Genomic DNA, 1,241 nt, shown 5'->3' on the forward strand with positions numbered 1-1,241 from the left:
GGTTTGCGGTTGTTGGGTCGGTTGGATGTGGCGGCGTTGGGTGCGGCGTTTGGTGATGTGGTGGGTCGGCATGAGGCGTTGCGGACGGTGTTCGATGAGGTGGAGGGGGTGCCGTTTCAGCGGGTGGTGTCGGTGGGTGAGGTGTCGGTGCCGTTGGTGGTCGGTGATGTGGAGTCGGGTGGGTTGGCTGCGGCGGTGGAGGGTGCGGCTCGGTACAGGTTTGATTTGGCGGTCGAGATTCCGGTGCGGGTGTGTGTGTTGCGGGTGTCGGAGGTTGAGCATGTGGTGGTGTTGGTGGTGCATCACATTGCCGGCGATGGGGCGTCGATGGCGCCGTTGGCGCGGGATTTGGCTGTTGCGTATGCGGCGCGGGTGCGGGGTGTGGAGCCGGGGTGGGTGCCGTTGCCGGTGCAGTATGCCGATTACACGTTGTGGCAGCGGGAGGTGTTGGGGGAGGAGTCTGATCCGGACAGTGTGATGGCGGCGCAGTTCGGTTATTGGCGTGAGGTTTTGGCGGGTGTGCCGGAGGTGTTGGAGTTGCCGGTGGATCGGCCGCGGCCTGCGGTGCAGTCGTTTGCGGGTGCGGTGGTGGATTTTGTGGTGGAGCCGGGGTTGCGGGTGGCGGTGGGTGAGTTGGCGCGGTCGTGTGGGGCGACGGTGTCGATGGTGTTGCAGTCGGCGTTGGCGGTGTTGTTGCATCGGGTGGGTGGGGGTGTCGATATTGCTATCGGTGGTCCGGTGGCGGGTCGTACGGATGAGGCGTTGTCGGATTTGGTGGGGATTTTTGTCAATACGTGGGTGTTGCGGGTGGATGTGTCGGGTGCGCCGCGGTTCGAGGAGTTGTTGGGGCAGGTGCGGGGTAAGGCGTTGTCGGCGTATGAGAATCAGGATGCGCCGTTCGAGCGGTTGGTGGAGTTGTTGAATCCGGGTCGGTCGACGGCGTATCACCCGTTGTTTCAGGTGTCGTTGGCGTTGCAGAATAATCCGTTGCCGCGGTTGGAGTTTCCGGGTTTGAGTGTGTCGCCGGTGGCGGCGTCGACGGGGTCGTCGCGGTTCGATTTGTTTTTTACGTTGACTGAGCAGCCGGCGACGGTGGCGGGTCCGGGTGCGATTACGGGGTTGGTGGAGTATTCGACGGATTTGTTCGATGAGGTGACGGTGCGGGGGTTGGCTGCGCGGTTTGTTCGGGTGTTGGAGGCGGTGTGTGCTGATCCGTCGGTGGTGGTGGGTGATATCGACAT

1 protein-coding gene is annotated in these 1,241 nt (G+C 63.2%); it reads left to right on the forward strand.

The window, feature by feature from the left end; genetic code table 11:
* Positions 1-27: 27 nt before the first annotated feature.
* Positions 28-1,241: condensation domain-containing protein (locus JGU71_RS29595; RefSeq protein ID WP_307830002.1), on the forward strand; the 1,214-nt coding region annotated here is incomplete at its 3' end.

It is taken from the genome of Antrihabitans stalagmiti (assembly GCF_016482825.1).
GTDB lineage: Bacteria > Actinomycetota > Actinomycetes > Mycobacteriales > Mycobacteriaceae > Antrihabitans > Antrihabitans stalagmiti.